Raw genomic sequence first — 7,631 nt, forward strand, 5'->3', positions numbered from 1 at the left:
AGTATAATCTCGGGGGCATCAGCTATTGGACTATCAACCGTGCTTTTCCGCAAAACTGGACGGTTCTCGATTTCATGTACAACGTCCGAAAGCTGATTTAAAATTATAACTGCTGATCACGCAAAACCGCGGGCGTAAAACGCCCGCGGTTTTCAAATAATCACATTTTTACTGTTTTGTTCTCGTGTCCATCTCTGCGCGAAGTTTACCGACCGCGGCTTTGATTGCGGGGATGCTCTCGGCCATCATGTCTTTGAAAAAGCCCTCGTATTCGTATGTAATCTCCTCAAGCGGCTTGTTCTTTATGCCGTCGACATATTGCTCAAGCAGCTTGAAATTACGCTCATAACAGTGGAAACTGTTGGCGCGGTGGGTGTAGGTTCCGACCGGAACACCCAGCTCATCCGCAATCTTCTTTTGCAGCTGGATAAAAGCGAATGCGTTCATAAAGTTGGCCTGCGCGGCATCGTTGGAGCGCATTAAAACTTTGCAGTGCAGTTTACCGCAGCGGATTAAATATTGAATGCTCTGTAAACAGGCGGGGTCATTGTTGTTGCTGTCGATCTCAAAATCACGGATGTTCATCACAGCGCGGCGGCTGTCGGGGTTGCGGCGCAGTTCGTTCAGAATAAACGGCAGCTGGCGGTAATAGCGGTCATGGTAGGTATATTCCCAGCACTTGCCGTCGCCGATCTTGAAATCGAGGATGCCGTCTAAAATTTCCATGACATATTGCTGCAGCTCATAAAATCCGCCGATGTAAAGGCGGCTGACCATCGGTTCTTGAAGCGGGTTTTCGACCACATAGGTCATGCTGACCTCTTTTTGCATCTGACCCCAGTCGCTGCAGGTCAGAATATCGCCCTGTTCGGCCAAAGCGACCAGCGCTTTATGGTATGCGATGGGAAGCGACTCGCCGGTTACAAAAATCTCTCTCATATGTATGATAATCCCCCCGCTGTTAAATTTTCTGTTTCCATTATAACTGAACTTGTCCCGCTTTTCAACCGTCTTATTCGGCTTTCTTCACGGCATTTGAGACACGCAGATAATCATTGGTCAGGATCGTATCAATGCCCATTTTGATAAAATCGACCGCTTCTTTCGGGTCATCGGACCAGAAAACGTTGCATAGAATCCCGTTTCGGTGTGCTTTGTCAATCATCGTCTGATTGAAATAGGGTTTGAACAGCTGGAGTTTTTGGCAATTGAATTCAATGGCGGTTTCGACCAACTTGAAGTCCAATTGACCATCCAGACAGCACCGAGGAATTTCGGGGTAATATTCACATGCGGTTTTCAGCACATCGCGGCATCCGGCGATATAGATATAATCTTTGCAATCGTATTGCTCGATCAAATCCATGATCTTTTTCAACTTTTTCGGATCATATACCGCTTCTTTATTCCCCGCTTCGGCATCTCCCTTGAGATGGATGTTCATAATCACTTTTCCGGCGAACTTTTGAAGCGCTTCTTCAAACGTGGCAAATCCCAGTCCGTCAAACGGGCCTTTTCCGACATTCATTTCCTCCAGTTGCGCACAGGTGTAATCGGTGACTTTTCCCGTTGCTCTGCCGTGCGTCACTTCGTCGACGGTGTCGTTGTGGATCACCATCGGAATTCCGTCTGCCGAAAATCGGACGTCAAATTCAATTTCGTGTGCGCCGAGCGCAATCGCCGCTCCAAACGCGGGCAGTGTGTTTTCAGGCGCAATCGTACTGAAACCCCGGTGCGCGCAGATGCGCGGATAGGGTAATTCGGCGTCGGACAGCGACATCGATGAACCGCACTGCCTGTAAGCCGACGGAACACGACCCGCTTCGACAAAGACATCACCTGCCACCGACGGCATTCCGAAACCGTTTGCGCGCATCATTTTGTATTTCGGATCGATCTCGCAGTCCAAAACACCGACAGCTTGCCCGAAATCGGCAATCGGATTTCCGTCGGGACCGGCAATGTGCGTGCATCCGCCCCGGGGCGAATCCGGTTTGATGCTGTAAGAACTGCGCAGCACAAAGGCGTTACACCGATTGGCGCACAGGCGCGTCTGGGCGTAAAGGTTTTCGCAGGTCTCGCCGCGCTGGTAGGATGGGAAAACAATCACATCGGGCTGCAACGAAGCCAGTTTTTCGATATATTCCCCGAAATACAGATCATAGCAAGTTAAAAATCCGAATCGGGTGCCTTCTGCGTCAAAAACCATATCACACTCGTTTCCGCGCTTCGCTTTTAACACCTCGACTTCAAACGGCGGCAGATGTACTTTATTATATCGGTGCAGCAAATTGCCGTCCCGCCCGAAAAGCATCGTCGTGTTATATAACTCCCCGCCCTCGTGATAAGCGAGATTGACCGCGACAAACGACCGGCAGCGCTTAGCTGTGTCTTTTGCGGTGGAAATCAACCGATCGGTGCTCACGGCACAAAACGAATCGAGTTCCTTTCGGCTATCGATGCCCGGCGCGTTGGAATATTCGGGTGTGACAATCAGATCGAATGTATCGTCACAGTCGGCAAGCCGTTGCAAAATCCACTCAAAACACGCCGCCGAATTTTCTTTGGCCGGATATTGGGGTTGTAATAATTTGATTTTCATTGATCATCATTTCCTTACTGTGTACTATTGATAAATCCCGTACGTTTTTTCTGCTGACTGGATATAGATGATGCCGTTTCCGGGCTCGTCGAGTTTGAGGGCAGTTTTAATCGATCCGGCAATCGCCGCGGTATGATCATGCTCGGCTAAAATGAGTACAATCTCTTTTTCCGGCTCAATCTCCATCGAAAACAGCTTGCTGGTCTCGTGAACACCCGATCCGCGTGCGTTTAAAATCGTGCCGCCCTTGGAACCCGCTTTTTGCGCGGCGGTGACAACATCCTCGGCTTTTCCGCGCTCGACAATGGTTGTGATGATCTGATACATGGTCTGATTGACACCTCCCGCGTGTCCGTTTTGATGACATGTGATATTTTTTGTCCCCATAATCCCGCAGATCGGGGTGGTGAATGCAATGCCGTGATGGGGTTTATTAAACTCAAACTCCCGGTCGAGTTCTTCCAGCGCCCGGTAGGCAATCTCCTTTTCGGCCGCTAAATAAATAATCTCTTTTCTGGTATCCGCAAGCCCCAAAAAGTCCAAGACGCCGCCGCAGACGGTGCCGGTTCCGAGCACCACCGTGGCACCGGTGATCCCGTGGTGTTTGGCAAAGCGGATCAGTTTACTTGCCTGCCCGAAGTTGACAATGATACAGATTAAAGTAATATCAAGCCCTTCTGTTATATCCGGCATTATGAACCCTCCTTGACTTTTGCTGATTTTATTTTATAAATTAAACCCAAAATCTGAAGCGATATAATGGGCATCATCGCCACGGTTGCAATCAACCCGAACGCATCGACAAGGACATTTGCACTCTCGACAGCTCCGGCTGCGCCCTGCGCAAACGCCAACACAAAAGTCGCCGTCATTGGGCCGGAGGCGACGCCACCCGCGTCAAAAGCCATGCCCACAAACAGTTTCGGCACGATAAAGGACAGTGCAATCGACAGAATATAACCGGGTAATAAATAATGCCATAATTGAACTTGCGGAATCAAAATGCGAATCACCGACAAAACGACCGCAGCCGCAACACCCAGCGCCAGCGTCACCAACACAGCGCGCCGCTTGACATATCCGCTTGTAACTTCTTCGATCTGATGGGTTAAAACATAAACCGCGGGTTCCGCCAAAATCGTGACCATACCCAAGATGAACGCGACTGCAATTAAAAAAACGGAGCTTTCCATCGAAGCCAGTCCGTAGCCCACGGCCCGCCCGACTTCCATGAATCCGGCGTTTACGCCGAGTAAAAATAAAACCAGTCCGGCAAACGAAAACACCAATCCGCATAAAATTCTGCGCACGGCGTGTTTTGAGACCTTTAAAAAGAACCGATTGCTGACGACGAAAATAAGTAAGATCGGTAAAAGCGCTAACGCCACCTCGCCCGCGATGACCGGCAGTTTTTCTAAAAACGGGGCGAACAACGATTTCGGAACCGCGTCCACAATTTCCGATGCGCCTGTGACTTGTTCGGTTTTGGAAATAATGCTCATCAGCAGCACCGAGATGATTGCTCCGGTTGAAGCGACGGCGACCAGCCCGAAACTATCTTTTTCCGAGGCCTTGCTGTCTTTTTTCATCTTCGACACACCCGTCGCAAGCGCCAAGATAAACGGGACGGTCAGGGCACCGGTCGTCGCACCCGAAGCGTCGAACGCAATTGCGGTGAGCTCTTTTGAGGTCAACAATGCAAGCCCGAAAATGATAATATATAAAATCAACAAAAGCTTATACAATGGGAAATTATAGATGATTCGCGAAAGACCGACGGCAACCATCAATGCAATGCCCGCCGAAACCACCAACACAATGGCGATTTTAGAAATCTGCCCCGAAGTGACACTTTCAACCTGACCGGCGAGGATGTGTAAATCCGGTTCCGCCACCGAAATAAAAAATCCGAGTACAAGCCCGGCGAGCGCCACAATCCACAGCTTATTCGACCGCGCCACACCCGAACCCATGTGGTTGCCAATGGGCGTGATTCCGATATCAACCCCGAGTAAAAAAATCGTCAGCCCTAACACAATCAGCACCGCTCCGACTAAAAAGCGAATGATTAAGGGTGTTGTGACCGGAGTCAGTGTGAAATTTAAAATCAATACCAGCCCCGTGATCGGGAGAACGGAAAAAAGAACTTCTTTCAATTTTGCAATGATCGCTTCCACCGGCGCCTCCTTTTAAATACATTATGAAATCGGCACCATAAAATTAAATGATAGCGATTATACACTGTATAAAATTATACCGATTTACGGCGATTTTGTCAAGGAAATGAAATCCGGAATTCTCACTGATACGGCCTATAAAGCACAAAATCTTGCAACTCGCGTGAAAAACCCGCCTTTTTCAGCAATTCTTCGGCATCTTTCGGGTATTCCTTGACCACAATTCGTCGCTGCTCGGCGAAAATCCGCTTGCCCGCATAATCGCGCACAAATGCGAAGAGTGCTTCGGATAAGCGGTTTTGTTCGAACACGCGCAGGGTTTTCCCCTGCCGCTCGAAAACGGCAACCGGAACGCCCGATTTTAACGCCACCGCAGAACCGGCGACGTTTATAAACACCTTATCGGCTTTGTGCGGCAGGCATTTTCCCCACGGCTGCACGGGATCGGCGGCATTTAACCACACAAGTCCCTCGCGCGGGTTTTGTAATGTTAAAATCGTGCCCGCATAATCGTTCTCGCGGATGAACTGGATGCCCGAAAGCCCCTCGACAAAATAGCCGCGCCGTGCCCTGCCGGTGTATTCCCAGATGCGAAGCGCCCCGAGCGCCTCACTCCACGAAAGTCCCTGCACCGTCTCACGGCAAATAATCACCGCACGGTCGAAATTGCAGTCGAGTTTTTGTTCAACTGTCGGGATTTTCATCGGGCGGATGACCTCCCAGCGCCCGGTCAGCACCTGTACGCGCGCGTTGACCCGCTGCCGAACCGTGCCTTTTTCGATTTTACTGCGTTCGAGCCACTGGCGCACCGGAATAAAGCTGTCGGCGGTCACAAGCCCCTTTTCGGCCAACCGCATCAGCGGCTCGGCGGGAGAACCGCTGACAAGGCCCGAAAACCGCTGCATAAAGCTCGCGCCGCATTTTAACAGCGCCTGATAGATCGCCTTTTCATCTTCGTCCAGTCCCTCGGGAATCGGAGTCTCGGCTTCCCAGTCGATATTGGCGGTGCGCCCGAACCGCAGAGACCCGTCGGGCGAGAGCTGCCAAAAGAACGAACCGCTCCCCACGAGGTTATTTAATATCTGCGGGCTGTATCTGCCGACCCGTGCCGGAAGCAAAACGCTCTCCCACGCCTCGGCAGGGTGCGACTCTCCGCACATCAGATTCAAAGCAGTCTCCAATTGTTCGGCGGGCGGTCCGGAAATGTTCATCCGATCGCATAACAGTGCAGCATATCGTTCCGCAGGCAGTGTTATCACCTGTCTGCGCCGGTCTTTGATGGTCTCCTGCCGTGCGCGCTCATACAGCGCCGCGTGGTAATAGATGCAGTCCTGCACAACAATCTGTTCCTGTTCGGTAAGCTGTGTTAAAACGGCCTGCGCCTCTTCGTCGCTCCATAAATAGCGCTCGGCGACCTGCTCCGCCGACATCGCGCCCCGATAGCGCAGCAGCCGCCGAACGATTTTTCCCCGCGCTTCAAGGTCTTTATTTTCAAGTGCGATGAGATAGTCCTGTTCCTGTTCCGAGGCAATCCAAAGCCCCGGTTCTATGTATTTCGCGCGTCCGTGGGCAGCCAGTGTCTCCAGCCACTCGACCGGTACTTCCAAATCACCGGCAATCAAATCGCCTTCGATCATTAATAGCGAGTGTAGCTGTTCAACATCTTCGGGCATTTTTGCGCGTACCGAAACGCGCTTCAATTGCTGTTGTTCGGGTCTGATCGCCCGAACACCTCTTAATGCTTTATCCGTTGCCCGATGGATATTTTGCGGCGTCGGGGAATAGTCGTACATCATCGAAGCTTCGGCCTTTCGGCGCAGCGGAATCGACATCGGCGACGGCGAACTGCGCTCGATTTCGCGCACCGTGATATCGCCCGACTTGATTCCGTTTAAAACCGCCTCAACGCCCGCGAGGTCCCAATAATCCTCTAAACATTCGCGCGTCGTCTCGCGGATGATCGGGTGTTTTTGCTGCTCAACCAACGATGAGAGCAGTTCCGCACTGCGCATGCGTTGAATCCAGAGCGGCTGGCGGGTGTGGCTTTTCGTTCCCATCAACAGCGCCCGCGCGGTGTTATAGCGAAAATTCATGTTATATAAGGGCGTTGTCGGCAGTACCGCGGTCACGATTTGACGAGCCGTCTCGGGAACGACCTCCGAAAGTAAGCCCATCGGCAGAGGTTTTGCATCGTAAGGATAGAGCAAAAATCCATCGTCGGAGATCACACAGTTGATGGTCGACCCGGTGACGCGCGCGGCGGCTTCCTTGACCAAGATCGAAAACGGCTCGTTGACCGGACGCCCGAAAACCGAATGCACCATCATCTGGCGCGCGTTGTTGTCGTCGATAAAATGCTCGATGATAATGGTCTTGTCGTCGGGCAGCCCGCCGGTGCACTCAATCTGATGCTTTAAAAATCCGAAAGCGCCCTTTGCCGCATGCTTATCCAGCCCTAACTTTTCAATCTCTTCCTGCATTTCGCCGGTCTCGTCGGCACGGGCAAGACGGCGCAGAATCTGACCGAACGCAAGACCGGTCTGCATCGCGCGCCCCTTGGGGTCGCCGTGCCAAAATGGCAGCCGCGCCCCCGCAGGACTTGCCGGCGCGACAACCACCACATCGCGGTTGATGCTCAAGACTTTCCATGCAAAAGTACCAAGGAAAAACCGATCGTTGATACGGGTCTCGAAAATAAATTCCTCGTCGAGTTCCCCGAGCTTGACGCCGCCCTCGGTCTTGCAGGTATATTGCCCCCGATCGGGGATCGTGCCGCCCGCGTTGACAGCCAGCATTCGGCTGTAGGCGTCGCCTTCCACCTTATCGTGAATCCGGTCATAGACCACGCGGGG

General features: G+C 51.9%; 5 protein-coding genes. All 5 read right to left on the reverse strand.

The window, feature by feature from the left end; genetic code table 11:
- Positions 1–168: 168 nt before the first annotated feature.
- A complete protein-coding gene (locus PKH29_12075) occupies positions 169–939 on the reverse strand; it encodes a thymidylate synthase (protein ID HNX15575.1) in 771 nt (256 codons plus the stop codon).
- 73 nt (positions 940–1,012) lie between these two features.
- The gene (locus tag PKH29_12080; GenBank protein HNX15576.1) at positions 1,013–2,602 is read right to left on the reverse strand and encodes a glycerophosphodiester phosphodiesterase family protein; all 1,590 of its coding nucleotides are present in this window, start codon (positions 2,600–2,602) and stop codon (positions 1,013–1,015) included.
- A gap of 24 nt (positions 2,603–2,626) precedes the next feature.
- Positions 2,627–3,295, reverse strand: a complete 669-nt coding sequence (locus PKH29_12085) for a P-II family nitrogen regulator (protein ID HNX15577.1) — start codon at positions 3,293–3,295, stop codon at positions 2,627–2,629.
- Entirely contained in the window at positions 3,295–4,779 is a 1,485-nt protein-coding gene (locus PKH29_12090) for a DUF1538 domain-containing protein (protein HNX15578.1), read from the reverse strand. Before PKH29_12090 ends, PKH29_12085 begins: the two co-directional genes overlap by 1 nt.
- A gap of 122 nt (positions 4,780–4,901) precedes the next feature.
- A partial coding sequence (locus PKH29_12095; protein ID HNX15579.1) for a DEAD/DEAH box helicase occupies positions 4,902–7,631 on the reverse strand: 2,730 nt, incomplete at its 5' end.

The sequence above is a fragment of the Oscillospiraceae bacterium genome (assembly GCA_035353335.1).
Lineage (GTDB): Bacteria > Bacillota > Clostridia > Oscillospirales > JAKOTC01 > DAOPZJ01.